This window comes from Methylobacterium oxalidis, assembly GCF_007992195.1.
GTDB classification, from domain to species: domain Bacteria; phylum Pseudomonadota; class Alphaproteobacteria; order Rhizobiales; family Beijerinckiaceae; genus Methylobacterium; species Methylobacterium oxalidis.
Genome location: NZ_BJZU01000002.1, coordinates 62,188 through 87,427 on the forward strand (window position 1 = coordinate 62,188; position 25,240 = coordinate 87,427).

Consider the following 25,240-nt stretch of genomic DNA (forward strand, 5'->3'; position numbering starts at 1 on the left):
GGCGGGCGGCCGTGGTAAGCTCGGCCGTGTGGATAACGGGGACAGGCCGTAGAAGTTCCGAAAGTCGTCGCCCGTCAACCGATAATTAATCGTCGCATTCCGGTGCCCCGGTCGCGGTGCGAAATCGCACCCTCTGTTGGCCGATTCGGCATTCGCAAGGCTTCGCGCGCCGCGCCCGAAGTGCTGCCAAATGTTCGCGAGCGCACGAATCGCCCGCTCAGGTGCCGGCGCCGCGATAGATGTTGGCGGGGAAGCCCCGGACGTCGGTCTCGACCCGGAAGACGTGGCCCGCCATCGGGTCGATGGCCGGGTCGCGGCCCCGCCGGCAGGTGGTGATGTACAGCGTCGTGAGGTCGGGCCCGCCGAAGGCGCACTTGGTCACGAGGGCCGTCGGCACCGGCAGGATCCGCTCCACCCGTCCGTCCGGCGCGAAGCGGGTGATGCGCGAGCCCGCGTAGTGGCAGATCCAGAGATGGCCCTCGGCGTCGAGGGTGAGCCCATCCGGCTTGCCCCAGCCCGGCTCGAAGGTGATGAGCGGACGCGGCTCGCCGACCGTCGTTCCGTCGAGGTCGTGCACCCGCACGACGCCGTTCGCGGTATCGATCGTGTAGAGCCGGCGCCCGTCCGGGCCGACCACGGGGCCGTTGGTGACGGTGGCGGCGCCGCCGAAATCGAGCCGCGTGCGGCCGTCCCAGCGGTGGAAGCCGCCGGTCGGCTCGCTCTCGGCGTCGTCCATGCTGCCGAACCAGAGGGCTCCGTCCGGCCCGACATTGCCGCTGTTGAGCCGGTTGTTCGGCGGGTGCGGCTCGGGCCGCACCAGCGGCGTGCGCGCGCCCGTCTCGACGTCGAGGCAGGCGACGCCGGACTTGAAGCCGGCGATGAATTTTCCGGGGTCGGGCGTGAGCAGGGCGAAGCCGAGCTTCTCGTCGAGGGCGAGGCGGTGCGTCTCGTCCGTCTCGGGCCGGTGTCGCCAGATCGCCGGGTTCTCGATGTCGACCCAGACCAGGGTGCCGGAGCGCGCGTCCCACAGGATCTCCTCGCCGAGCTCGCAGCCGCAGGCGACGGCGACGCGGGGCGTGTGCGGATGGACGGGTGGGGTCATGCGTGCGGGCGTCCTCGGTGAGGGCTCGTCTGACGACGGTTCGGGGGTTCAACGCGCGACGCGGGCGAGCGTCCCTGAGCCGATGCCGAGGGATGCGCCGGGCGTGGGACGGGGCCGCACCAAACCCGTGTCTGGCGGTCCCGCAGGTTCTGTGCGAGGGCGTTCCGCGGAGGACGGGGGACAGTGATCGAGACCGACGAGCCCCTCGCTGGGCGGACCGCGCGGACCGAGCTGCCGGGCGCTGCCGACAGCGCCGCCGCGGCCTGGCCGCCGCTCGCCCGGTTCGTGGAGGCGGACAGGCGCCTCGGGGCCGCGGCGGCCGCGCGCGGCCGGCTCGCCGTGGCCGCCTACGAGTTCCTGCGGTTCGGGCTGAAGCAGGCCTGGGCCTGCCTGTTCGGCGCCCTCCTCCTCGGCCTGCTCATCGTCACCTACTGGGCCTACCCGGCCGGCGCGCCGCTGGCGCGCTACGATCTCCTCTTCGTCGCGGCGGTCGCCATCCAGATCGTCATGCTCCGGCTGCGGCTCGAGACCCTCGACGAGGCCAAGGTCATCCTGATCTTCCACGTCATCGGGACGATCATGGAGGTCCACAAGACGGCGATCGGGAGTTGGGCCTACCCGGAGGCGAGCCTGTTCCGCATCGGCGGCGTGCCGCTCTTCACCGGCTTCATGTACGCCGCGGTCGGGAGCTACCTCGCGCGGGTCTGGCGCCTCTTCGACTTCCGGTTCACGCGCCACCCCCCGCTCGCGGCGCTCGCCGTGCTCTCGGCGGCGATCTACGTGAACTTCCTCACCAACTACCGGCTGCCCGACATCCGCCTCGGGCTGATCCTGGCGGCTTCCGTGCTCTTCGCGAGGGCGACCATCTACTTCAAGGTCTGGGTGGTCCACCGCCGCATGCCCCTCCTCCTCGGCCTGACGCTGGTGGCCCTGTTCATCTGGTTCGCGGAGAACATCGGCACCGCGACCGGGACGTGGCTCTACCCCAGCCAGAGGCTGCGCTGGTCCCTCGTGCCGCTCTCGAAGCTGAGCTCGTGGTTCCTCCTGATGATCATCTCCTACACCCTCGTCGCGTGGGTGAACGGCATCGCGACGCTCTTCGCCGCCCGCACGCGCGTCCCGAGGCCGTGAGCCGCGGCGCCTACCTCGCCGCGGCGGCCCTGGTGATCCTCGCCGGGCTCGTCCTGCGGCTCGTGCCCTGGGGCCTGCCGCTCCGGGTCCACCACGTCGGCGGCGGCATCCTGTGGGGCGCCATGCTGTTCCTGCTGGCGGCTGCGCTGCGGCCCCGCGGGTGGGGCGAACGGGCGGCCCTCGCCGCGGCGTTCCTGGCGGCCACCGCGATCGAGCTGTTCCGCCTCTACCGCTCGCCAGGCCTCGACGCGTTCCGCCTGACGCTCGCCGGGCAGTTGCTCCTCGGCCGGATCTTCTCGGCCTGGAACCTCCTGTCCTACGCGGCCGGCATCGCGCTGGCCTTCCTCACCGCGCGCCGGATCGGCGCCGGGCGGCCCTGAGGCTCAGCGGGTGTCCTCGCTCAGGAGCTCCGTGTTGACCGCGAAGGCGGCCATCGCGCCCTCGGCGGCGGCCACGACCGCGAACTGGACGCGGCGCGAGGCGTCGCCGGCCACGAACAGGCCGGGCACGTTGGTCTTCTCGTAGTCGCGGGTCGGCACCGTGCCCTTCCGGGTCAGGTCGCAGCCGAGCTCGCGCACGAGGTCGGAGGGCAGGCACTCGGCGGGCATCAGGAAGACGGCGCGGCAGGGCAGCGTGCCGCCCTCGGCGAGCTCGATGTGGGTGGGGCGGTCGCCGTCGCCGCGCAGCCGCCGCACCCGGTCGGTGACGAGGCGCACGCCGTTGCGCGCGAGGCGGTCGCGGTCCTCGTCCGACAGCTCGGTCGGGTGCCCGTCCGTGCAGAGCGTGACGTCACGGCTCCAGGCCGTCAGCTCCAGGGCGAAGCCCTTGGCGACGGGCCCGTGCGCGTAGGCGACGACCGGCTCGTCGCGGGCCTCGTAGCCGTCGCAGTAGGGGCAGGAATGCACGCCCGTGCCCCAGTGCTCGGCGAAGCCCTCGATCTCGGGCAGGTTCTGGTGGAGGCCGGTGGCCAGGATCAGGCGGCGGGCGCGCTCGACGCTCCCGTCCGCGAGGCGCACCTCGAACGCGTCGCCGTCCCGCCGCGCGCCGACCACCGCGATGTCGCGCCGCTCGACCGTGGGGTAGCGGTCGAGGTCGGCCTGCCCGGCCGCCCGCAGGTCGAAGGGGGGTGTCCCGTCGCGGGTGAAGAGGCCCCAGGTCCGGGGCGTGACGGCGTTGCGCGGCTCGCCCTTGTCGCAGAGCAGCACGCTGCGCCGGCACCGGCCGAGGATCAGGGCGGCGTTGAGGCCGGCCGGGCCTCCGCCCACGATGATGACGTCGCGCATGGGGGGCGCTCCACGAGATCGGGCCCGCGAGCGGGGCTTCCGAACGAGGCAAGCGCCGAGACCCCGCGATCGTTGCCGGACGGCCACGAAAAAGGGCGCCCGCGGCGCCCCTTCCGTCGAACCCGGGTTCGCGTGCCGGCCCGGATCAAGCCGCGGCGGTCTTCACCGGGACGCCCTTCTCGGACAGGAACTGCTGCAGTTCGCCCGACTGGAACATCTCGCGGGTGATGTCGCAGCCGCCCACGAACTCGCCCTTCACGTAGATCTGCGGGATGGTCGGCCAGTTCGAGAAGGCCTTGATGCCCTCGCGGATCGCCATGTCGTCGAGGACGTTCACGCCCTTGAACGGCACCCCGAGGTAGTTGAGGATCTGGACCACCTGGCCCGAGAAGCCGCACATCGGGAATTGCGGCGTGCCCTTCATGAACACGACCACGTCCTGCGACTTGATCTCGTTCTCGATGGTGGCGTTGACGTCGGTCATGGGTTCGTCCTTGTCAGTACCCTGGAAGTGTCGGTTGCATCCGACGATCCTTCGGACCGCCGCGACGGGTCAATGCAATTCGGTCGCGTCCACGATCCGGCGAAGCGCCGCGTCGATGTCGATCGGCTGAGCCAGGATCTCCTCGGGCGGGATCGGGCACGATTGCGGCAGCCGAGGCAGCAACGCGTCGCCGTACGCGATCAGGCTGGAATTGGCCATCGTCTGCGCCAACTTCCAGATCTGGTCCCACCGAATTCGCTGGCGCATCGACTTCTCGTACCGGAGAAGCGCCGCCGCATGGAAGGTCAGGATCTCCTCGCGCCAGTGCAGGCTGGCCCGGGCCGACGGCGCCGAGACCTGCTTGAGGAGGTGCGACAGGACTTGGGCGAGGAGGCTCTCGACCGCGTGGATCTGCGAACGTCCCACGCTCTCGATCTCCTCGGCGACGTTCTCCCAATCCACGGCGTTCGACAGGTCCGCGCGCTGGCCCAGCGCGCGCAGGGCCGCGGCCTGCTGCTCGGCCCAGGTCACGATGTCGTCGTCGTAGAGGCTCGGGTGGTCCATCGGGCCCTCGGTCCCGCGTCTGCCCCTCAATCCTGCGGGACGCCCGTCGTCAGCGCAAGGGCGTGGAGCACGCCCCCCATCCGCCCCTGGAGCGCGCCGTAGACCATCTGGTGCTGGGCGACGCGGGTCTTGCCCCGGAAGGCCGAGGAGATGACGGTCGCGGCGTAGTGGTCGCCGTCGCCGGCCAGATCCTTGATCTCGATCTGCGCGTCGGGCAGGGCCTCGCGGATCATCGCCTCGATCTCGCGCGCGTCCATCGGCATGGTTCGGGCTCCTCAGGGGTGTCGCAGGGTGGGGACGGGGCCCGGGTTCAGGCCGCCGCGCCCGCCGGCTGGCTCGCCATGTAGGCCGGGAACCAGTTCTGGTGCGCCTCGCGCAGCTCCGCGACCGATATGGTCTGCCCGCCCGGCAGGGTCAAATGCTCGGTCCCCGTGACGCCGACCACGCCCGCGTCGATGCCCTGGCTCGACGCGCTGTAGAGGATCTCGGTGGCCGTCTCCGGGTCGACCGCGACGAGGTAGCGGCCCTGGTCCTCGCCGAACAGGTAGGCGTGGGCCGGCAGGTTGACGGGCACCTCCGGCAGGGCGGCGCCGATGCCGCCCGCCATCGCCATCTCGGCCAGCGCCACGGCGAGGCCGCCGTCCGACAGGTCGTGCACCGTGTCGACGAGGCCGCTCGTGATCAGGCCGCGCACGAAGTCGCCGTTGCGCCGCTCGAGCCCGAGGTCGACTGGCGGCGGGGCGCCCTCCTCCCGTCCCTCGATCACCGCGAGGTAGCTCGACTGGCCGAGCCAGCCGTCGGTGGCGCCGATCAGCAGGAGGGCGTCGCCCTCGCGCTTCAGGCCGATGCTCGCGCGCCGCTCCACGTCGTCGAGAACGCCGACGCCGCCGATCGTCGGGGTGGGCAGGATGCCGACGCCGTTGGTCTCGTTGTAGAGCGAGACGTTGCCCGACACGACGGGGAAGTCGAGGGCCCGGCAGGCCTCGCCGATGCCGGTCAGGCAGCCGACGAGCTGGCCCATCACCTCGGGCTTCTCCGGGTTGCCGAAGTTCAGGTTGTCGGTGATGGCGAGCGGGCGCCCGCCCACCGCCGTGATGTTGCGCCACGCCTCGGCCACCGCCTGCCGCCCGCCCTCGACCGGGTCGGCCTCGCAGTAGCGGGGCGTCACGTCGGTGGTGAGCGCGAGGCCCTTCGGCCCGTCCTCGACACGCACGATCGCGGCGTCGCCGCCCGGCGTCTCGACGGTGTTGCCGAGGATGAAGTGGTCGTACTGCTCGTAGACCCAGCGCTTCGAGGCGAGGTCGGGCGAGCCGACGAGGCGCTTCAGCGCGTCCGTCAGCGAGGCCGGCTCCGGCACCTCGGCGGCGGACAGGATCGGCAGGTGAACGTTCGAGCGGTGGGGCCGGTCGTAGAGGGGGGCCTCGTCGCCGAGTTCCTTGATCGGCAGGTCCGCCACCGTCTCGCCGTGCCACTTGATGACGAAGCGGAGCGTGTCGGTGGTGTGGCCGATCACCGCGAAGTCGAGGCCCCACTTCACGAAGATGGCCTCCGCCTCCGCTTCCATGCCGGGCTTGAGGACCATGAGCATGCGCTCCTGGCTCTCGGACAGCATCATCTCGTAGGGCGTCATGCCCTCCTCGCGGGCCGGCACCTTGTCGATGTGCAGCTCGACGCCGAGGTCGCCCTTGGCGCCCATCTCCACCGCCGAGCAGGTGAGCCCGGCCGCGCCCATGTCCTGGATGGCGATGACGGCGCCCGAGGCCATCAGCTCCAGGCAGGCTTCGAGGAGGAGCTTCTCGGCGAAGGGGTCGCCGACCTGCACGGTCGGGCGCTTCGACTCGCTCTCCGCGTCGAACTCGGCGGAGGCCATGGTGGCGCCGTGGATGCCGTCGCGGCCGGTCTTCGAGCCGAGATAGACGATCGGGTTCCCGACGCCGGTGGCCGCCGCGTAGAAGATCGCGTCCGTCCGCGCGAGGCCGACCGCCATGGCGTTGACGAGGATGTTGCCGTCGTAGCGCGGGTGGAAGCCGACCGCCCCGCCCACGGTCGGCACGCCGAAGGAATTGCCGTAGCCGCCGATGCCGGCCACCACGCCCGAGACGAGGTGGCGGGTGCGCGGATGGTCCGGCGAGCCGAAGCGGAGCGCGTTCAAGGCCGCGATCGGGCGCGCGCCCATGGTGAAGACGTCGCGCAGGATGCCGCCGACGCCGGTCGCCGCGCCCTGGTAGGGCTCGATGAAGCTCGGGTGGTTGTGGCTCTCCATCTTGAAGACGCAGGCGAGCCCGTCGCCGATGTCGATCACGCCCGCGTTCTCGCCCGGCCCCTGGATCACCCAGGGCGCCGAGGTCGGCAGGCCGCGCAGGTGCTTGCGCGAGGACTTGTACGAGCAGTGCTCGTTCCACATGGCCGAGACGATGCCGAGCTCGGTCAGCGTCGGGTCGCGGCCGATCAGCCCGCGGAAGCGCTCGTACTCGTCCGGGGTCAGGCCGTGCTGGCGCACGAGGTCCGGAGTGATGGGAACGTCGTTTCGGAACATGGCGCGTCTCGGCGAAGTTCGGGCCGCCCCCGCGCCGGGGCGACGGGTCTTCCCGTCGTCCCGTGCGCGGGCGGCCGCTCTGGCGCAGGCTCTAGAGCGGAAGCATCCGGGCTGGCAACAATCGATCGCGCCGCAGCGGGATCTCGGATCCGGTTGTGAACGCTTGGCTCAATGCTGGCTCACGGTTGCCAGCGGCGTGCCCGAGGCCGCGCGGGCGCCGGTCCCGTCCTTCCGCGGGCGGCCCGCCCCGGCCCGCGCCACGGCCGCGTGCACGGGCTCCGGCCCGGCCACGAACGCGATGTAGTCGAAAGCGGCCGGGTCGATCGCGGACATCAGGAGCTGGAAGTGCGTCTGGAAGAGATTGTACTGGCGGCTCTTGAGCCGGAGCAGCTCGGGCGCGACGAGTTCATCCTGGCGCACCCGGATCGCCGCCGGCCGGCCGGGCCCCGGCGAGGGGATGCCCGAGGCGGCGAGCGGGTCGCGCAGGTGGACCGAGAGCCAGTCCCACTCCGCCCGCACGTCGAGCCAGCCGATCGCGTCGGCCGCCGCCACGCGGGCGAGCGCTCCGCGCACCCGCTCGGCCCGCGGGTCGAGGGCGATCCACGGGATCACGCTGCCGATCGTGACGAGGGAGACGGGGGTGCCGCGGCGCCCGAAATCCGGGTCGCGGGCGAGGATGCGGTCGAGGGCCTCGATGGCGAGGAAGCTCGACGAGGAATGGCCGATCACGACGATCTCCGGCGCCGTGCCCTCGGCGGCGCGGATGCGCTCGGCGAGCGCGTCGAGGCGCGCGTGCATGCGGCCTTCCGCGCCGCTGCCGTGGTCGTGCGTGAAGGTCGTGTCGTCGACGAGGTGCGCCACGTAGAGAGGCTTGCCGCGCGTGGCCCGCATCAATCCCGCCAGGATCGCGTAGGCGAGCGGGGGGACGGCGAGGAACGACCACGGCCAGCTCGCCTCGGGCAGCGTCGCGGCGGCGGCCGCGGCGAGCGCGAGGCTCAGCACGACGAACCCGAGATAGATCTGGTGGACGCCGAGGATCACGGTGGAGAACCGGCGCGCCTCCCGCCGGAACCGCCGGACGTAGCCGCTGCGCCAGAGCCGCCACCACAGGGCCGGCACGTCGACGAGGCGCCGCCAGTTCCGGCGCGGGAAGCGGGCGGCGACGATGTCGTCCCAGCGCAGCAGCCCGTAGCGGGTGGTCTGCCCGTCGAACGCCACCGTCCAGTCGAGGCTGAGCCCGTCCGCGGCGCGCACCGGCTCGCTCACCGCGATGTCGTGCCCGCGCCGCGCGGCCGTCAGCCGGCTCTCGCGCCGGAACAGGCCCCAGTAGGTCTCGGGCGGGCGCGGGTCGAAGCCCGGCATGTAGAACACCTGCCGGATCGGCCGGACGGGGGAATCGGGTCGCGAGATGGCGCAGGCATCCGGTCTGAGGGGTGGGACGGGCCCCAGATACGCCGAACCGGCCCCCTCTGGCTACATCGGCCGCGGGATCAGGCCCGGTCCTTGGCTGCGCCAGGACGTCGGCGACGGGCGCGACGAAGCGCTCTCCGCAGGTCTCGCCTCAAGATGCCGATCGGGCCCCAGACCCGGCAAGATAATCCTCCGTATTTTCACTGCATTCGGAGAACGGGCGTTTCCGATGGTCCAGTAAAACGGAACACGGTTTCGTTGACGCGGGGCTCGGTTCTTGACGATGATGCCCGTGCGGTCCGCGGACAGATTGAGACCTGCGCTCGGTAAAGGGGGTGATGCCCAGGCTCCGGGGCAGCTCGGACGTCCTGCGGATCTGCCCATCATCCCGCAGCAGCGCCCGTCGCGAGAGCTCGGTGGCCGAAGCATGGCCGCCCGGCGGACACGCGGGGCGCGTCCATCGATCAACCCCGCCGGAGACCATCCCGTGCCGCGCACAACGATACCCTCGCTCGGACTTGCCGCGCTCATCGCCCTCACCGTGCCCGTCGCCGCGCAGGAGCCGGTCGCGATCCGCGTCGCCGCCGAGGCGAAGGAGCCCGCCCGCGAGAGCGCCCTCGTCTCGACCGAGTGGCTGGAGAAGAACCTCGACGCGCAGCGGCTGCGCATCGTGGAGGTCAGCGTCGAGCCCGGCCAGTACGAGCGCGGCCACATCCCGGGCGCGCAGAACGTGGCGTGGCACAGCGACCTCGTCGAGACCGTGACCCGGGACATCGCCGGGCCGGAGAAGTTCGCCGCCCTCCTGCGTCGCCTCGGCATCGACCGCGACACCACGGTCGTGCTCTACGGCGACAACAACAACTGGTTCGCCGCCTGGGGCGCCTGGGTGCTCGCCCAGTACGGGCTCGTCGACAACGTCAAGCTCCTCGACGGCGGCCGCAAGAAGTGGGAGGCGGAGAAGCGGCCCCTCGACACCCGGACGCCGGAGGTCGCGGCCTCGACCTTCCAGGCGGCCCCCGCCTCGCCCGCCCTGCGGGCGCGGTTCGCCGACGTGCTGGCGGTGGCGCGCAGGGAGCGCGACGAGCAGATCCTCGACATCCGCTCGCCGGACGAGTTCTCCGGCAAGGTGATCGCGCCCGCCGGCGTGCAGGAGCTCGCCATCCGGGCCGGCCACATCCCGGGCTCGGTGAACGTGCCCTGGGCGAAGGCCGTGAACCCGGACGGGACCATCAAGTCGACGGCCGAGCTGAAGGCGCTCTACGCGGCGGCCGGGATCGACGGCTCCAAGCCGATCATCACGTCCTGCCGGATCGGCGAGCGCTCCAGCCATTCCTGGTTCGTGCTGAGCCGCATCCTCGGCTACCCGGTGCGCAACTACGACGGATCGTGGACGGAGTACGGCAACGCCGTCGGCGTGCCCGTGGTGAACCTCGCCGGCACGGTCTGGGGCGGCAAGTGACGGCAGGCCTCGGAGAGGCGGCGGGGCCCGGAGCGGCCTCGCCGATCGTGTCGCGGGCCTCGTCCGGACCGCTGCGGATCGGCCTCGCCGTCCTCATGGGCCTCGCGATCGTCCTCTCCGCGCAACGCCTCGCGAGCGAGCCGGGCGGCACGCGGCTCGGCCTCTCCCTCGTGCTGGGGGGGCTGTTCGGGTTCGTCCTGCAGCGCTCCCGCTTCTGCTTCTTCTGCCTGTGGCGGGACGTTCTCGATCATCGCGACCCGCGCGGGATGCTCGGCATCCTCGCCGCCCTGGCGACCGGGCTCGTCGGCTACGCCGTGGTGCTCGGCGCCTGGATGCCGGACCCGTCCGGCACGCGCCTGCCGCCGGACGCGCATGTCGGGCCGGTCGGCCCCGTGCTCGCCCTGGCCGGCCTGGCGTTCGGCGCCGGCATGGCGATCTCCGGTTCCTGCATCAGCGCCCATCTCTACCGCCTCGGCGAGGGCTCGCCGACCGCCCCCTTCGCGCTCCTCGGCACGGGTCTCGGCTTCGCGCTCGGCTTCGCGACCTGGAACCCGCTCTACCTCGCGAGCGTGTCGGACGCGCCGGTCCTGTGGCTCCCGCGCCATCTCGGCTATGCCGGCTCCCTCGCAGCCGGCCTCCTCGCCCTCACGGGCCTCGCCTGGCTGGCCTGGCGCCTCGCACCGGCGGCGCCCGCCGCGCGGGAGGTCCCGGCCTCCCCGCTCGGGGCGGTCTTCGTCGCCCGCTGGCCCGCCTGGCTCGGCGGCCTCGCGGTCGGCGCCATCGCGACGGCCGCCTACCTGCGGGTCGGCCCCCTCGGCGTCACGGCCGAGATCGGCGCACGGACCCGCCAGGCCGCCGCGCAGCTCGGGCTGCTGCCGGCCCGGCTCGAGGGCCTCGACACGTTCCGCGGCTGCGCCACGGCCGTGCGCGACGCCCTTCTGACGCCGAACGGCCTGTTCGTCGGCGGCCTCGTGCTCGCGGCGCTCGCCGCGGCGCTCGCGGCCGACCAGTTCCGCCCTGCCCGCCCGACCGGCGCCCAGGTCCTGCGCGGCCTGACCGGCGGCGTGCTCCTCGGCTGGGGCGCGATGACCGGCCTCGGCTGCAGCGTCGGCACGCTCCTCTCGGGCATCATGGCCGGCGCCGTCTCCGGCTGGGTGTTCGGCCTCGCCATGTTCGTGGGCGCCACCGCGACGCTCCTCGCCGGCCGCCGGCTCCGCTTGCTGCCGTAGGGTTCCGCTCCCCGCCCCCGCGCCGATCGATCCGCCGGGCCGCGGGCGCGTCCGGTCCCGCCCGAGGCGAACGCGCGATCGTCATCGGCTTGCGTCGGTCGGCCTCGGGGTCCGGTGCCGGCGCATCCCGGTCTTATGTAAATCTAGGATTGTTCTGCGAATTCAGTAAACCAGAAATAGCAGAACATTACAAATCCAGCGATTTGCTTCTGAAGACATTGACTCCTGCTCAATCAGCAACGATGGTCCCGCCGGCCCGGCAAAGGAGTTTGAGGCCTGAACACTACGTAGACCCCACACGATGCCTTCCTCATCGCTGAGGATTGAGAAGCTGCCCGCTTGAAGACTGAAATGTCGGCGCCGCAACGCGGTTCTCGACGCTCGATCGCACGCACTCGACGGCAGGGGCAACCTGCCGTCCGTTTCCTCCCCGACTCTCACACGACTTCAGTCCGCCCTTCGTCGAAGGCGCGGACCTTTCGTGCTGGCAAATCTATTTTTTCTGACAATACCAAAGTACTATTGCTTCTTCAGTATTTAATACTCTTGTGCCGCGCCGATCTGCGGGATTAAACCCGGCACGCAGGGATTTCCGAAGAATAGGCGCCCGGCTCAGCCGAGGTTCTACCCCGCGTGCGCCCGGACGGCGTGCGCGGGAACGCCGCTCCCTGCCGTCGCGCGCGAGTTCGTTCCGCGTGGCGCGATCCCAGGGAGGACCGTCATGGCCAGTAACGGCACGATCACCGGTACCGTCTTTCTCGATGCCAACGCCAACAACGTCCAGGACAGCGGCGACGCGTCGCTGGCGACCCTCGTCATCGACCTGCTCGACGAGCAGGGCAAGGTGCTCGCCTCGGTCCAGGCCGACGCCAACGGCCGCTACACCTTCGGGGGACTCGCCGCGGGCACCTACAGCGTCCAGTACCACTCGTCCGGCAACGCCCGCGGCAATCTCGGCACGAAGCTGAGCAACGGCTACACGCGCGTCGACAAGGTCGCCGTGGCCGAGGGCGCGACGGTCAATCTGAACGAGGGTTTCTACAGCTTCAACAACGACATCCGTGGGCTCATCTTCAACGACAAGAACAATGACGGGGTGGCGCAGGCCAACGAGCTGGCGAATGGCGTCACCGTCCAGCTGATCGACGCGCAGGGCAACGTCGTCCTGACGACCCAGACCAGCGCCAAGGACCAGGGCCTGCCCGGCGTCAACGGCGTGTGGAGCTTCTACAACGTCAAGCCGGGCACCTACACGGTCCACGTCGTGGCGGCCGACGGCACGATCGTGGCCGGCTCGAGCGACAAGGTCTTCACGATCGCCGCTGGCCAGGACATCAACAGCGTCCTCTTCACCCTGCGCGACAAGAGCACCCTGGTCTCCCTCTCGGGAACGGCCTTCAGCGACGCGAACGGCGACGGCATCCAGCAAGCGGGCGAGGGCGGCCTCGCCCATGTCAACGCGGTCGCGATCGACGCCAACGGCTACGCCAAGCAGACCACCGTGACCGACGCGGACGGCCATTACAGCTTCGACGGGCTCGCCGCCGGCAGCTACAAGGTCGTCTTCGGCACGCCCCAGGGCCTGAAGGGCACCGGCTCGACGAGCGTCGCCACCGGCAGCCTCGCCGCCGGCCAGAGCAAGGACCACCTCGACGCCGGCTTCAAGGCCGACACGGTGATCGACAAGACCGGCCAGATCCCGAACGCCACGACGATCAACGTCATCATACGCGGCCAGTCGAACTCGCAGTACGCGACCGACTACGGCATGAACGCCGTGCTCAAGGCCCAGATCGAGAAGCTGCTGGGCTTCGACGGCGTCAACCAGAAGGTCAACATCATCGCCAGCCACGACCAGCCGGACGGGGCGGCGACGCAGTGGCCGGGGACCGGCATGCTCGCCGACTGGCTGAGCCCGATCAGGGGCGACTACCGCAACGGCTGGACCGCCAACGCGCAGGAGCTCGGCCTGCTCAGCGCGATCGGCAAGATGTCGGCCGCCGACAAGGCCAACCCGACGGCGATCGTCTGGCTGCACAACGAGAGCGACAGCCTCAACGCCAACCTGACGAAGGACATGTGGCAGAGCGCGGTGCGCTACGAGGCCGGCCTCGTGCGCGGGATGCTCGGCCAGGACGCGAGCACGACGCCCTACCTCTTCGTCAACCCGATCCCGTTCCCGGATTCGGGCGCTCCCTGGGAGCCCGTGAAGAACCAGACGATCCGCGTCGGCATGCAGGAGCTGATGGAGGACAAGGGCTTCAACGCCGCCTACGCGAGCCACCAGTCCACCGACATCACGATGAACGCGGACAACTGGTCGCCACAGCCCTACACGCCCTGGGCGCATTTCAACAAGACGGACGCGCAGACGGTCTACGCCCGGATCGCGCTGAGCGTGGCCGAGCAGTTCAAGAACTCGGCGAGGCCGGGATCGGCCGTGGCGCAGGCCAACGGCAACATCGACGACAGCGGCCCGCAGGTCATCAGGGCCGAGACCATCCCGGGCCAGAGCCGGCAGCTCCTGGTCACCGTGAAGCACGACCAGGCGGACCATCTCCTGTCGCCCAGCTACACGGCGAGCCTCGGCGTCGGCTGGGTGCTGCGCTCGAGCTACGACGCCGCGACGCCGCTCGCGACCGGCGCCAAGGCCGAGATCGTCGACGGCACCCATGTCCGGCTGACCTTCGACAATGACATCCCCGCCGGTGCGCAGCTCTTCTACGCCTGGGGCGGCGCCCAGCTCGCGCTCAACCGCTACGGGTATGTCGACAGCACCGGAAACGGCAACGCCCTCTACGACGACCAGGGCCTGCCGATCTGGGCCGACCCGCGCGGCGTCAGCGTCACCGGCGACATCACGCCGCCCGATCTCACGCTGACGCAGACGCCGGGCGCCCAGGTCGAGGCCACGTCGGGTTCGGGCGCCGCGGTGATCTTCGCGGCCGCCGCGAAGGACGCCATCGACGCCAACCCGAGCGTGACCTTCGTCGAGGGCTCGAAAACGGTCAGCTCGGGCGCGACCTTCGGGCTCGGCAAGCACGTGATCGACGCGTTCGCCGTGGACGCGGCGGGCAACAGGACGATGAAGGAATTCACCTTCACGGTCGTGGACACCACGGCGCTGACGCTCACGCTGACGGCGCCGCAGGCGAAGATCGACGCGACCGGCCCCGAGGGCGCCAAGGTCAGCTTCTCGGGCAAGGCCGCCGACACGGTCGACGCCAACCCCAACCTGGTCTTCAAGGAAGGCGACCAGGTCGTCACCTCCGGCCAGAGCTTCGGCCTCGGCCGGCACACGATCAGCGCCACCGCCACCGACGCGTCCGGCAACACGACCTCGCAGACCTTCAGCTTCGTCGTGGCCGACCCGAAGGCGCCGACCCTGACGCTCGGCGCCCTGCCGGCGGCCAGGACCGAGGCGACCTCCGCCCGCGGCGCGGCCGTCACCTTCTCGGCGACGGCCACGGACCTCGTCGATCCGAAGCCGGTCGTCACCTTCTGGGAGGGCGACAGGAAGGTCGCATCCGGCGACACGTTCACGATCGGCGCCCACACGATCAAGGTCATGGCGACGGACGCGGCCGGCAACACCAACCTCGATTCCTTCAGCTTCACCGTGACGGACTCGACCGCCCCGACGCTGACCTTCGACGTGGTGCCGGATCGCAAGCTCGCTGCGAGCTCGGCCGCGGGTGCGGCGGTCGTGTTCGCGGCCCACGCCAACGACATCGTCGACACCAAGCCGTCCGTCGCCTTCACGGAGGGCGGCAAGTCCGTCAGCTCCGGCCAGACCTTCTCGGTCGGCGACCACACGATCAGCGCGACCGCGACCGACGCCGCCGGCAACAAGACCGCTCAGAGCTTCAGCTTCACCGTGGCGCCCTACGTCACGACGCCGCTCGAGAAGACGGTCAAGCTCGACTTCGCCCTGACGCAGGCCAAGGTCGATCAATCTGGCGGCCACACGATCGTCTACGGGCCGGACGGTGTCGGCCACGACCTGACCTACGCCGACACCTTCGCCTTCACCGACGGGACTGTGAACGAGCGGGACGGCAACCCGCTCGTGGACGACCTGTACTACTACGCGCACAATCTCGACGTCTGGAAGGCGCATCTCGACGCCGACCAGCACTACGCCCAGTTCGGCTGGAAGGAGGGCCGCGATCCCAACGCCGACTTCTCGACGAACGGCTACCTCGCGGCCAACCCGGCCGTGAAGGCCGCCGGCCTCGACCCGCTCCAGCACTACGCCCAGTTCGGCTGGAAGGAGGGCCGCGACCCCAGCGCGAATTTCGACAACGAGCGCTATCTGGCGGCCAATCCGGACGTGAAGGCGGCCGGGCTCGACCCGCTGGAGCACTATCTCGCGTTCGGCCGGGCGGAAGGCCGGGCCACCTACGCGGCGGTCGGCCGTCCCGCGGACCTCGCCAAGGCGCACGGCTTCGACGCGGAGTTCTACCTCCTGTCCAATCCGGACGTGGCGAAGGCCGCGCTCGCGGTGGGGGGCGACAGCTACGCCTACGCGCTCCAGCACTTCCAGACCTACGGGTGGCACGAGGGCCGCAACCCGAACGCCGTGTTCGACACCAACTTCTACCTGTCGGCCAATCCGGGCCTGAAGGCGGGCAGCGTCGATCCGCTCACCGACTACGACACGGTCGGGTGGAAGCAGGGGCGCGATCCGTCCGCCTCCTTCCATACCAACGCGTATCTCGCGGCCAATCCGGACGTGAAGGCTGCCGGGATCGACCCGCTCCTCCATTATCTGGAGTTCGGGATGCTGGAGGGCCGCCACCTCGCGTGATCCCCTCCCCGCGGCCGGGTCGGCCTCGACGAAGAGACCCTGGCCTGGCCGCGGCCGGAGCGCGGCATCGTCCGGATGCCGCGCTCCCTGGTGCCTTGGAAGCAGGGCCTCCACACCATTGCCCTCGCCCCGAAGGTGCGCGGGCTCGCTGGGGGGGCGGAGGCGGCGCGCGCCGTCCTCGCGCGGGTGGGCCTCGCGGACCTCGCCGACCGCTACCCGGCCGAACGGCTGGGGGGCAGGCGGCGCGTCGAGATCGCGCGTGTCCTCATCGACGCGTTGCGGCTGCTCCTGATCGACGAGCCCCGCGGCGCGCTCCACGCCCGGACCCGGCCGGTGATGCAGGCGCTTCTGCCCGACACCCGGGCGCGGCGGCTGACCAACGCGGCGTCCGTGAGGCACGACATCGGCGAGATGCCGGTTCCTCGCCGACCGGAGGCTTATGGCGTCCGCGCGGCCAAGCCGCATCTTCGAGGGCAGCCCCCTCGATCTCGCCCGACCCCGCGGGCGCGATCTCCTCACCTGAGCCGGGCTTCGCCGCTCCCGAGCGCTGCCAGGATCCGCTCTGCCCCCGGCACGGGAAGCCGCCGTGCCCCTCGCCTCACGCCGCTCGGCCTGCCGGGATCGAGGCTGCCTGAACGCGGCTCCGGCACGGGGCCAGGGTGGCCCACCGCGATCCGGCAGGACGTTCTTTGCAAAGAACAGGATCGGCTGAGGAGATTCTTCGCTCGCAGGCGTGATCAAGAGACATAAATCGTTGATCATCATCATCAGTTGCGAGCCGAAACTCGGCGCCCGCGCGCTCTTCACGCCTTGATTCAGCAAACGACTTGTTCTTTTTAGCGGATTATCTTAGCCTTCCGGCTTCCCCTCGCGCAGCGCCGCACCGGCGCCCGCCCGGTGCGGCCTCAGGATCCTGCCGCGCCCGCGCCGGAGGATTTCCAAGCCGCACCGCCAGGATTGTGCCTCATGCCCGCGAACGACACCGCGCTTCCCATCGCCGTCATCGGGGCCGGCTTCAGCGGCACGATGGCGGCTCTCCACCTCCTCGCGGCGCTCCCGGGAGGACGGCCGGTGCTGCTCTGCGAGCGGGCGGAGGCGTTCGGGCGCGGGCTCGCCTACGCGACGAAGGCGCCGGCCCACTTGCTGAACCTGCGCGCCGCGAACATGAGCGCCTTCTCCGACCGGCCGCACCATTTCGAGGCGTGGCTCGCCGGGCACGCGGCCGAGGGGGTGCAGCGCACCCCGGCGGGCACGTTCGCGCCCCGCGGGCTCTACGGCCGCTATCTCGGCGAGCTCCTGCGCCAGGCCGTCACGGCGGAGGGCAGGCCGCGGCTGCACCTCGTCAACGACGCGGTAACCGATCTCGAGCCCGTCGGCGGCGGCTTCATCCTGCGCACGGAGGGCGGACAGGCGCACCGGATCGACGGCGCGGTGCTCGCCGCCGGCAATCTCGCCGGTCCGGGCGAGCCGCGCAGCCGGTTCCGGGCGGACCCCTGGCATGTGGATCAGGCCGGCCGGCTGCATGCCCACCTGCCTGTCCTGATCGTCGGGACCGGCCTGACGATGGTCGACGCGGTGGCGACCCTGCGCGAGCGCGGCTACTCGGGCCGCATCATCGCCGTCTCCCGGCGCGGGCTCATGCCGGCCACGCATGCTCCGACCGAGGTGCGGCCCGCCCCGAACCTCACGACCCGGGATCTCCGCTCCCTGCCGACGCTGCTGCGGCGGATCCGGCACGAAGTGGCGGACGCCCAGGCGGCCGGCGCCGATTGGAGGGGCGTCCTCGACGGGCTGCGCCCGATCACGGACTTCATCTGGCGCAGCCTGCCGCCCGCGGAGCGCGCTCGCTTCCTCCGTCATCTCAGGACGTTCTGGGACGTGCACCGGCACCGCATGGCGCCCCCGTCCGCGCGCGCCATCGCCGACGAGGTCGGCCGCGGCAGCCTGACCATCCTCGCCGGGCGGATCCGGACGATCACCGATGCGGAGGCGCACGCCGTGGTCACGGTGCGCCCGCGCGGCACGGAGCGGACGGTGCGCCTCGACGTGCAGTGCATCCTCGACGCCACGGGCATCGGGCGGGTCTCCGAGACGACGGACCCGCTGCTCCGCCGCCTAATGGCCCGGGGGCTCGTGCGCCCCGGCCCGTTCGGTCTCGGCCTCGACGCCAGCCCCGATTACCGCGCCCACGGCACGCGCGGCATCGGCCGCCTCTGGACGCTCGGGCCTCTTCTGCGGGGCGTCCTGTGGGAGTGCATCGCAGTTCCCGACATCCGCAATCAGGCGGCCGAAGTCGCCGCCCTCATCGCCGCCGACCTTGAGCGGACCGAGGCTGCGTGAACTTCAGCGCCGCGCGGCAGGCAACGCGGCGCTCGTCTCGAATCCAGGATGCGACGCTGCGCGAGCCTCGACGGCGCCGCTTGAGACGGGCGTTCCTCCTCCTTCCGTCGGTCTCGGCCGATAGCCGCCGAACCGGTGCCGGCCGAGGTCGGTCGTCGAGGTCGGTCGCCGAGGTCGGTCGCCTGGGTCGGCAGCCAGCCCTCAGGCGCAGGGCCTGCGCCCACCACCATCGTCGGCGCGCCCGGAACGAGCCCCTGTCCCTGCCGGACAGTTTCGCGCTGAAGCACCTTTGATCCGCCGATCGCTGCCGTGGCATTGTAGGGACGGACACCGAGCGTTGTCCTCCCTCTGCCGTCCCGACCTTCATTCCCAATCGATCTGCGATGCCTCCTGCGAACCCGCTGCTGCTCGCCACGGACCGGCCAGCCATACCGCTCATTCAAGCCTGGGCAGCGCGATACGGGAATGAGCATGGGCCGATCCTGGACATGTGCCAAGCGGCTCCAGGCTATGAGCCCTGCGCTGAATTGCTGGATCGGTTGGCTGAGGAGGCCGGCAATCCTGCCAACGCGCGGTATGGCGCCATCCTGGGCGACCCCCTCCTCAGAGACGCGTATGCGAGGCACAGCTCGGACGCACTGCAGGGGCGGATCAAGGCCGATCAGGTCGCCATCACGGCCGGCTGCAATCAAGCGTTCATGCTCGTCACGCTGGCAATTGCCCAGCGTGGCGACGCCATCCTGCTGCCGATGCCGTGGTACTGGAACCACAAGATGACACTCGACATGCTGGGCGTCGAAGCCCGTCCGCTTCCTTGCGCGGAAGCGGAGGGGTTCGTGCCGGATGTCGAGGCAGCGAGGACGCTCATCTCCGAACGCGTGCGCGCTCTGGTGCTGGTCACGCCCAACAACCCCACCGGTGCCGTCTACCCGCCTGCGACCATCGCAGCCTTCCGCGATCTCTGCCGGGAGCACGGCATCGCGCTGATCCTCGACGAGACCTACCGCGACTTCCTGCCGGACGGCCAGGAGCGGCCGCACGCCCTGTTCTCGGATCCCGATTGGACGGACACCCTGATCGGCCTCTACAGCTTCAGCAAGGCCTTTGGCATCCCGGGCCACAGGCTCGGGGCCGTCACCGCCTCTTCGGCGCTGATGGAGCAGTTCTTCAAGGCCTTGGACTGCCTTCATGTCTGCCCGCAGCGGCCCGCGCAGGCCGCGATGGCCGCCTTGATGTCGTCGCTGGGAGACTGGCAGGCAGCCAACCGGGCGGCGATCAATCGGCGTGGCGAAGCGCTGCGCTCGGTCGTCCAGGACTTGCCTGGATGGTCGGTCGCGTCCCAGGGCGCCTTCTGCGCCTTCGTCCGGCATCCCTTCTCGGAGAGATCCTCTGCCGAGGCCGCCGAGTGGCTGGCCTGCCGACGCGGGATCCTCTGCCTGCCGGGCAGCGCCTTCGGCGAAGGGCAGGATGCCTATCTGCGTTTCGCCTTCGGCGGCGTCGAGGAGGCCGGCATCCTGCAATTGAGGAGACGGCTCTCGGAGGTGCCGGCAGCGGCGCAAGGTGGCGCGGGGCGAAGATGACGAGGCGGCGCTCATCGCCGCGCGGGTCGAACTCGCCCGCACCTTCAGGCGCTGCGGCTGCCGGGACTTCGCCGCCGTGCTGCGGGCGGCCGACCGGCCGGTCGGGTTGCCCTCTGGAGGCCGGTCACGATCGTCACGATAGGCTGCCGACGTTCGGGCGACCGTTGAGGAAGTCGGCGACGGCCGAGACGAAGCGCTCGCCGTAGGCCTCGCGCTTGCGCTCGCCCACGCCGTGAACCGTGCGCAGGGCCCAGAGGTCGACGGGCTTGGCGCGCGCCATCTCGATCAGGGTCCGGTCGGGGAAGACCATGAAGGCGGCGATGCCCTCCGCGCGCGCGATCGTCGCCCGCAGGCCGCGCAGGTGCTGGAACAGGGCCTCGTCCGCCTCGTTGAGCGTCAGCGCCTCGTCGTCGCGGGCGCTCGCGCGCCGCCGCTCGCGGGGCTCGGCGGCCTTCGGCTCGGGATCGGGACGGAGCTGGATCGGCTCGCGGCCGAACAGAATCGCCTCGCCCTTCTCGGTCATCGAGAGGCCGCCGAAGCCGTCGCCGTTCTCCGCCACCGCGCCCGCCGCGAAGAGCTGGCGCAGGATGGCGCGCCAGGCGGCCACCGGCTTGTCGGCACCGACCCCGAAGGTCTTGAGCTGGGCGTGGCCGTTGCGGCGGATCTGGTCGGATTCCTTGCCGCCCACCACGTCGCAGATGTAGGCCGCGCCGAAGCGCTGGCCGGTGCGCACGATCGCCGACAGCACCTTCTGGGCCGGGACCGTGCCGTCCACGAGGGTGACGCCGCCGCGGCAGAGGTCGCAGCGCCCGCAAGCCCCGCTCGTCTCGCCGAAATAGGCGAGCAGCGACTGGCGCCGGCAGGTGGCGCCCTCGCACAGGGCGATCATCGCCTCGAGCTTGCGGCGCTCGACCCGCCGGCGCTCGTCCGGGATCTCCTTCTCGTCGATCTGGCGGCGGCGCAGCGCCATGTCGTCGAGGCCGTAGATGGTGAGCGTGTCGGCGGGCAGCCCGTCGCGGCCGGCCCGGCCGATCTCCTGGTAGTAGCCCTCGACGTTCGAGGGCATGTCGGCGTGGCAGACGAAGCGCACGTCCGGCTTGTTGATGCCCATGCCGAAGGCGACGGTGGCCGTCATCACGATCCCGTCCTCCTGCAGGAAGCGGTCCTGGTTGCGCATGCGCGTGCCCTGGTCGAGGCCCGCGTGGTAGGGCAGCGCGTCGAACCCGTCGCGGGCCAGGGTCTCGGCGAGCTGCTCCGTGCGCTTGCGCGACGAGCAGTAGATGATGCCGCTCTCCTGCCGCCGGTGGCGCAGGAAGCGCTCGATCTGGCGGGTCGGGTTGTCCTTGGGCGCGAAGGTCAGCCGGATGTTCGGGCGGTCGAAGGAGTGGACGAAGGTCCTGAGGTCGCGGCCGGCCGGGAACAGCCGCTCGGCGATGTCGGAGCGCGTGGCCGCGTCGGCCGTGGCGGTGAGCGCCAGCACCTGCACGTCGCCGAGCGCCTCGCGGGCGCGGGCGATGTCGCGGTACTCGGGGCGGAAATCGTGCCCCCATTGCGAGACGCAGTGCGCCTCGTCGACCGCGAGCCGCCTTACCCCGGCCCCGCGCAGGGCCTCCATGCAGCCGTCCATGAGCAGGCGCTCGGGCGAGACGAACAGGAGGCGCAGCGCCCCGGAGCGGATCTTGCGCCAGGTCTCGCGGGACTGCGCCTCCGCCACGGTCGAGTTGAGGGTGGCGGCCTCGATGCCGAAGCCCAGCATCTGCTGCACCTGGTCGTGCATCAGCGCGATCAGGGGCGAGACCACGACGGTGAGCGACTCCTCGACGAGGGCCGGCAGCTGGTAGGTCATCGATTTGCCGGAGCCGGTGGGCATCACGGCGAACACGTCCGACCCGTCGAGCACCGCGCCGATCACCTCGGCCTGGCCGGTGCGGAAATCGTCGTAGCCGAAGGTGGCTCGAAGCGCGGCGCGGGCCTCGTCGAGGCGTGCGGTCATGGGATCTCGTGGCGGCTGGCGATAGGACTATATGGCTCGACGGCTTGCGCTGCGCCGGCACCGCGCCTAGCCTAGCGTGGTCGGGCGCGGCTTGCAGCCCGGGGTGCTCAGCTCATGTCCCTGACCATCGAGAGCGAGAAGGTCGACCGGCTCGCCGAGCAACTGGCGACGGCGGCCCGCGTCGACAAGACCGAGGCGGTGCGTATGGCGCTCGTGAACGAGTTGCAACGGCGCGAAGCGTCGCTGCCGCTGCGCGAGCGGGTCAGGCCGCTGCTCGATCGGATCGCGGCCGTTCCGGATACGGGACTGGAAGCGGACAAGGCGTTCTTCGACGAACTCAGCGGCGAGCGCTGATGTTCGTCGACGCGTCCGCCCTGGTGGCGATCCTCACGGACGAATCGGCGCGCGACGCCCTGCTCGACCGCATCGATCGCGACGCCGGCCCCATCACGTCCGCCCTCGCCATCTTCGAGACGGTGGCGGCGCTCGCGCGGAAAAAGGCGCAATCGGTGACCGACGCGAGGGCGCAGATCGAGGAATCCCTGGCCGTGTCCGGCATCCGGGTCGTTCCGCTGGCGGAGGCCGAGGGCAGTGCCTCCCTCGACGCCTTCGAGCGCTTCGGGAAGGGCCGCGGCCACCCGGCCCGCCTCAACATGGGCGACTGCTTCGCCTATGCCTGTGCCCGGGTCCACGGCGTGCCCCTGCTCTTCGTCGGGGACGACTTCGCGCGGACCGACATCGCCTCCGCGTTGGCCTGAGGCGAACCGCTCAGGCCGCATCCGGCGGCAGGATGCGGCCGTCGGCGACGCGCACCACGTCGGCCCGGGTGCCGAGCTCCGCGAACAGGGCCGGGTCGGCGCCCGTCATCCAGACCTGCCCGGGCAGCGCCTCGAGCGCGTCGAACAGGCCGGCCCGGCGGCGCGGGTCGAGATGGGCGGCGACCTCGTCGAGGAGGATGATCGGCGCGATGCCGCTCATCGCCTGGACGAGGCGGGCATGGGCCAGGACGAGGCCGATCAGCAGCGCCTTCTGCTCGCCTGTCGAAGCGGTGGCGGCCGGCACGTCCTTGGGGCCGTGCCGCACGGTGAGGTCGGTGGTCTGCGGGCCGGTCAGCGTGCGGCCGGCCGCCCGGTCGCGGTGGCGGCCCTGGCGCAGGGCGAGGCGGAAGCGGTCCTCGGCCTCGATCGCCGGCCAGACGGCGACGAGATCGTCGAGGTCGCCCTCGAGCCGCACGCTCGCCCAGGGGAAGGGCTGCGCGTCGTCCCGCGTCTCGGCGATCAGCCGGTCGAGGCGCTCCACGGTCTCGCGCCGGGCGAGCGCCACCGCGACGCCGAGCTCGGCCACCTCGCGCTCGATCGCGTCGAGCCACTGCGTGTCGTGCGCGCGCTCCTCCAAGAGACGGTTGCGCGAGCGCAGAGCCCGCTCCATCGCGCTCACCCGGGCCCCGTGGCCGGCATCGACCGCGAGGACCAGCCGGTCGAGGAAGCGGCGGCGGTCGCCCGCGGGCCCCCGGAACAGGCCGTCGAGGTCCGGCGTCAGCCAGACGATCCGCAGGAACTCCGCGAAGGCGACCGGCGAGTGGATGCCCGCCCCGTCGACGCGGCAGATGCGGCTCGCGCGGGCCTCGTAGGCCGGCGGCTCGTAGCCGGTGCCGAGGCGGTGCTCGGATTCGTCGCGCGCCAGCGTCAGCGAGACCGCGAAGCTCCCGGGGCCGCCGACCCGCGCCATCGTGGCGAAATCCGCGCGGCGCAGGCCGCGGCCCGGCGAGAACAGCGAGATCGCCTCGAGCAGGTTGGTCTTGCCCGCGCCGTTCTCGCCGACGAGGGCGACGAAGCGCCGCTCGGTGCGCAGGTCGAGATCGGCGTGGTTGCGGAAGTCGCGCGCGATCAGGCGGGTCAGGCGCTGGGCGCCGCCCGACGCGTCCCCCGCGGCGTCACCTGGCGAAGCGATCGGGGCGTCTCCCGGGCCGCTCACACCCGCATCGGCATGAGCACGTAGAGCGCCGCCGCGCCGTCGCGGTCCTGGATCACGGTGGGCGAGCCGGGATCGGCAAGCTTGAACAGGGCGGTGTCGCCCTCGAGCTGGCTCGTGATGTCGAGGAGATAGCGGGCGTTGAAGCCGATATCGAGGCTCGCCGCCTCGTAGTCGACGTCGAGCTCCTCGGTGGCGCTGCCGGAATCGGGGTTGTTCACCGAGAGGGCGAGGCGGCCCTCCTGCAGGCCGAGCTTCACCGCGCGGCCGCGCTCGGACGAGATGGTCGAGACCCGGTCCACCGCCTTGGCGAAGGGCTCGCGCTCCACCGTCAGGCGCTTGTCGTTGCCGGTGGGGATGACGCGCTGGTAGTCGGGAAAGGTGCCGTCGATCAGCTTCGAGATCAGGGTCACGCCGCTCGCGAATTGCAGGCGGATCTTGGCCGGCGACAATTCGATCTCGACGCTGTCGCCGCCGTCGTCCACGAGCTTCTGGATCTCGGCCACCGCCTTGCGGGGCACGATGATGCCCGGCATGCCGCGGCTGCCGTCCGGCGCCTCCATCTCGACGCGGGCGAGGCGGTGCCCGTCGGTGGCGACGGCGCGCATCTTGAGGCTGCCCTCCGCCTCTAGCGTGTGCAGGTAGATGCCGTTGAGGTAGTAGCGCGTCTCCTCGGTGGAGATCGCGAACTGCGTCTTGTCGATGAGCCGCTTGAGGTCGGCCGCCGCGAGGGTGAAGCCGTGGGGCAGCTCGCCCGCCGCGAGGTCGGGGAAGTCGCCCTCGGGCAGCGCCCCGAGGGAGAAGCGCGAGCGGCCGGAGCGGATCGTCATCTGCCCGGAATCCGAGCCCGTCTCCAGGGAGACCTGCGCGCCCTCGGGCAGCTTGCGCACGATGTCGTAGATGACGTGGGCCGGCACGGTGGTGGCTCCGGCATCGACCACGTCGGCCGGCACCGTCTCGGTCACCTCGATGTCGAGGTCGGTCGCCTTCAGTTGCAGGCCGGACTCGTCCGCGCGCAGGAGGACGTTCGAGAGGATCGGGATCGTGTTGCGCCGCTCGACGACGCGGTGCACGTGGCCGAGCGATCGAAGGAGGGCCGCGCGCTCGACTGTCACTCTCATCGCAATAAACTCTGGTGTTCGAAAAAGCCCTGCCGCGGCCGGCAGCCCGGGTGCTCCGGGACCCTGGCCGGTCAGCTTGGCGAAGGGGCGCGGCGAAGGCAAGACGCCGATTCGCCCCGTCCCGGCCTATCGCCGGGTCATCCTCACGTCAGCACCGGCGCGTCCCCTCTCCCGCTCCGACCTGGAATGATCAGGCGCGGGTCCCCTCTCCCGTTCGGGAGAGGGAC

The 25,240-nt window shown here is 71.2% G+C and carries 19 protein-coding genes; 9 read left to right on the forward strand and 10 right to left on the reverse strand.

The window, feature by feature from the left end; genetic code table 11:
• Nucleotides 1-217: 217 nt before the first annotated feature.
• The gene (locus MOX02_RS00505) at nucleotides 218-1,102 is read right to left on the reverse strand and encodes an SMP-30/gluconolactonase/LRE family protein (RefSeq protein ID WP_147023743.1); all 885 of its coding nucleotides are present in this window, start codon (nucleotides 1,100-1,102) and stop codon (nucleotides 218-220) included.
• Between the two features lie 231 nt (nucleotides 1,103-1,333).
• Between MOX02_RS00505 and MOX02_RS00510 the strand changes: the two genes are divergently transcribed.
• Nucleotides 1,334-2,233, forward strand: coding sequence for a DUF817 domain-containing protein (locus MOX02_RS00510; RefSeq protein ID WP_174804862.1), 900 nt, complete (start codon nucleotides 1,334-1,336; stop codon nucleotides 2,231-2,233).
• Entirely contained in the window at nucleotides 2,230-2,613 is a 384-nt protein-coding gene (locus MOX02_RS30920) for a DUF2809 domain-containing protein (protein WP_170267589.1), read from the forward strand. Before MOX02_RS00510 ends, MOX02_RS30920 begins: the two co-directional genes overlap by 4 nt.
• Nucleotides 2,614-2,616: 3 nt before the next feature.
• On the opposite strand, the gene MOX02_RS00515 is transcribed toward MOX02_RS30920, so the two are convergent.
• From MOX02_RS00515 to MOX02_RS00540, 6 genes are all read right to left on the reverse strand, one after another.
• Entirely contained in the window at nucleotides 2,617-3,516 is a 900-nt protein-coding gene (locus tag MOX02_RS00515) for an NAD(P)/FAD-dependent oxidoreductase (RefSeq protein WP_147023744.1), read from the reverse strand.
• A 145-nt stretch (nucleotides 3,517-3,661) separates the two neighbouring features.
• Nucleotides 3,662-4,000 (reverse strand): Grx4 family monothiol glutaredoxin, encoded by a 339-nt coding sequence (gene grxD / locus MOX02_RS00520; protein WP_147023745.1) that lies wholly within the window; start codon nucleotides 3,998-4,000, stop codon nucleotides 3,662-3,664.
• 69 nt (nucleotides 4,001-4,069) lie between these two features.
• Complete coding sequence (locus MOX02_RS00525; RefSeq protein ID WP_147023746.1) at nucleotides 4,070-4,564, reverse strand: DUF29 domain-containing protein; 495 nt, start codon at nucleotides 4,562-4,564, stop codon at nucleotides 4,070-4,072.
• Nucleotides 4,565-4,590: 26 nt separating this feature from the next.
• Nucleotides 4,591-4,827, reverse strand: coding sequence for a BolA family protein (locus MOX02_RS00530; RefSeq protein ID WP_109886983.1), 237 nt, complete (start codon nucleotides 4,825-4,827; stop codon nucleotides 4,591-4,593).
• Between the two features lie 47 nt (nucleotides 4,828-4,874).
• Nucleotides 4,875-7,100, reverse strand: coding sequence for a phosphoribosylformylglycinamidine synthase subunit PurL (gene purL / locus MOX02_RS00535; RefSeq protein WP_147023747.1), 2,226 nt, complete (start codon nucleotides 7,098-7,100; stop codon nucleotides 4,875-4,877).
• Nucleotides 7,101-7,268: 168 nt separating this feature from the next.
• The gene (locus tag MOX02_RS00540) at nucleotides 7,269-8,480 is read right to left on the reverse strand and encodes a hydrolase (RefSeq protein ID WP_238179170.1); all 1,212 of its coding nucleotides are present in this window, start codon (nucleotides 8,478-8,480) and stop codon (nucleotides 7,269-7,271) included.
• A 517-nt stretch (nucleotides 8,481-8,997) separates the two neighbouring features.
• Between MOX02_RS00540 and MOX02_RS00545 the strand changes: the two genes are divergently transcribed.
• From MOX02_RS00545 to MOX02_RS00565, 5 genes are all read left to right on the forward strand, one after another.
• The gene (locus tag MOX02_RS00545; RefSeq protein WP_147023748.1) at nucleotides 8,998-9,969 is read left to right on the forward strand and encodes a sulfurtransferase; all 972 of its coding nucleotides are present in this window, start codon (nucleotides 8,998-9,000) and stop codon (nucleotides 9,967-9,969) included.
• Entirely contained in the window at nucleotides 9,966-11,198 is a 1,233-nt protein-coding gene (locus tag MOX02_RS00550; RefSeq protein WP_306424511.1) for a YeeE/YedE family protein, read from the forward strand. Before MOX02_RS00545 ends, MOX02_RS00550 begins: the two co-directional genes overlap by 4 nt.
• A 721-nt stretch (nucleotides 11,199-11,919) precedes the next feature.
• Nucleotides 11,920-16,008: an SdrD B-like domain-containing protein gene (locus MOX02_RS00555; RefSeq protein WP_147023749.1), complete on the forward strand. Its 4,089-nt coding sequence runs from the start codon at nucleotides 11,920-11,922 to the stop codon at nucleotides 16,006-16,008.
• Nucleotides 16,009-16,974: 966 nt separating this feature from the next.
• Nucleotides 16,975-18,348 (forward strand): FAD/NAD(P)-binding protein, encoded by a 1,374-nt coding sequence (locus MOX02_RS00560; RefSeq protein WP_147023750.1) that lies wholly within the window; start codon nucleotides 16,975-16,977, stop codon nucleotides 18,346-18,348.
• Between the two features lie 383 nt (nucleotides 18,349-18,731).
• Nucleotides 18,732-19,928, forward strand: a complete 1,197-nt coding sequence (locus tag MOX02_RS00565) for an aminotransferase (RefSeq protein ID WP_147023751.1) — start codon at nucleotides 18,732-18,734, stop codon at nucleotides 19,926-19,928.
• Between the two features lie 133 nt (nucleotides 19,929-20,061).
• On the opposite strand, the gene recQ is transcribed toward MOX02_RS00565, so the two are convergent.
• Nucleotides 20,062-21,921, reverse strand: a complete 1,860-nt coding sequence (recQ, locus tag MOX02_RS00570) for a DNA helicase RecQ (RefSeq protein ID WP_147023752.1) — start codon at nucleotides 21,919-21,921, stop codon at nucleotides 20,062-20,064.
• A gap of 114 nt (nucleotides 21,922-22,035) precedes the next feature.
• Here recQ and MOX02_RS00575 point away from each other — a divergent pair, with 114 nt between their 5' ends.
• Both MOX02_RS00575 and MOX02_RS00580 read left to right on the forward strand, forming a co-directional pair.
• Nucleotides 22,036-22,275 (forward strand): type II toxin-antitoxin system VapB family antitoxin, encoded by a 240-nt coding sequence (locus tag MOX02_RS00575; protein WP_147023753.1) that lies wholly within the window; start codon nucleotides 22,036-22,038, stop codon nucleotides 22,273-22,275.
• Nucleotides 22,275-22,679, forward strand: a complete 405-nt coding sequence (locus tag MOX02_RS00580) for a type II toxin-antitoxin system VapC family toxin (RefSeq protein WP_147023754.1) — start codon at nucleotides 22,275-22,277, stop codon at nucleotides 22,677-22,679. The genes MOX02_RS00575 and MOX02_RS00580 overlap by 1 nt, the downstream gene beginning before the upstream one ends.
• A gap of 10 nt (nucleotides 22,680-22,689) precedes the next feature.
• Here the strand turns inward: MOX02_RS00580 and recF are convergent, their stop codons facing one another.
• Nucleotides 22,690-23,871, reverse strand: coding sequence for a DNA replication/repair protein RecF (recF, locus tag MOX02_RS00585; RefSeq protein WP_147023761.1), 1,182 nt, complete (start codon nucleotides 23,869-23,871; stop codon nucleotides 22,690-22,692).
• A 20-nt stretch (nucleotides 23,872-23,891) separates the two neighbouring features.
• Nucleotides 23,892-25,013, reverse strand: a complete 1,122-nt coding sequence (dnaN, locus tag MOX02_RS00590) for a DNA polymerase III subunit beta (protein ID WP_147023755.1) — start codon at nucleotides 25,011-25,013, stop codon at nucleotides 23,892-23,894.
• Between the last annotated feature and the right edge of the window lie 227 nt (nucleotides 25,014-25,240).

Bases quoted from the DNA above. Each gene is read 5' to 3' on its own strand.
- grxD (WP_147023745.1), bottom strand. From the start codon at position 4,000: ATGACCGACGTCAACGCCACCATCGAGAACGAGATCAAGTCGCAGGAC.
- MOX02_RS00525 (WP_147023746.1), bottom strand. From the start codon at position 4,564: ATGGACCACCCGAGCCTCTACGACGACGACATCGTGACCTGGGCCGAG.
- MOX02_RS00505 (WP_147023743.1), bottom strand. From the start codon at position 1,102: ATGACCCCACCCGTCCATCCGCACACGCCCCGCGTCGCCGTCGCCTGC.
- MOX02_RS00575 (WP_147023753.1), top strand. From the start codon at position 22,036: ATGTCCCTGACCATCGAGAGCGAGAAGGTCGACCGGCTCGCCGAGCAA.
- MOX02_RS00560 (WP_147023750.1), top strand. From the start codon at position 16,975: ATGCCCGCGAACGACACCGCGCTTCCCATCGCCGTCATCGGGGCCGGC.
- MOX02_RS00565 (WP_147023751.1), top strand. From the start codon at position 18,732: ATGCCTCCTGCGAACCCGCTGCTGCTCGCCACGGACCGGCCAGCCATA.
- purL (WP_147023747.1), bottom strand. From the start codon at position 7,100: ATGTTCCGAAACGACGTTCCCATCACTCCGGACCTCGTGCGCCAGCAC.
- recQ (WP_147023752.1), bottom strand. From the start codon at position 21,921: ATGACCGCACGCCTCGACGAGGCCCGCGCCGCGCTTCGAGCCACCTTC.
- MOX02_RS00530 (WP_109886983.1), bottom strand. From the start codon at position 4,827: ATGCCGATGGACGCGCGCGAGATCGAGGCGATGATCCGCGAGGCCCTG.
- MOX02_RS00515 (WP_147023744.1), bottom strand. From the start codon at position 3,516: ATGCGCGACGTCATCATCGTGGGCGGAGGCCCGGCCGGCCTCAACGCC.
- MOX02_RS00555 (WP_147023749.1), top strand. From the start codon at position 11,920: ATGGCCAGTAACGGCACGATCACCGGTACCGTCTTTCTCGATGCCAAC.
- dnaN (WP_147023755.1), bottom strand. From the start codon at position 25,013: ATGAGAGTGACAGTCGAGCGCGCGGCCCTCCTTCGATCGCTCGGCCAC.
- MOX02_RS00580 (WP_147023754.1), top strand. From the start codon at position 22,275: ATGTTCGTCGACGCGTCCGCCCTGGTGGCGATCCTCACGGACGAATCG.